Origin of the sequence: Xenorhabdus entomophaga (genome assembly GCF_037996725.1) — a bacterium.
Classification (GTDB): domain Bacteria; phylum Pseudomonadota; class Gammaproteobacteria; order Enterobacterales; family Enterobacteriaceae; genus Xenorhabdus; species Xenorhabdus khoisanae.
In genome coordinates, this window is the sequence record NZ_JBBMXH010000528.1 from 1 (window position 1) to 223 (window position 223).

Consider the following 223-nt stretch of genomic DNA (forward strand, 5'->3'; position numbering starts at 1 on the left):
GAAAATATGATTTATCAGAACAATATCGATACTTATCGAAGGAGTTTAAAGAATTAAATACCTCTACTACTACCTTTGACTCACTTATTGATGAAGATAGTATGATTCAAGGTGCATTATCTCCCTTTGCCAAGATGAGTATCATTTCTGTTAGCAAGGACCACTTAATAAGAAAAGGTTCTCTTATATTAGCACTAGGAATTTAGCCTCATGCTATTTATAT

1 pseudogene is annotated in these 223 nt (G+C 31.8%); it reads left to right on the plus strand.

The features are described 5' to 3' along the window. A pseudogene (locus tag AAC854_RS24910) lies at positions 1-206 on the plus strand (hypothetical protein); the annotation flags it as partial. Positions 207-223: the final 17 nt, after the last annotated feature.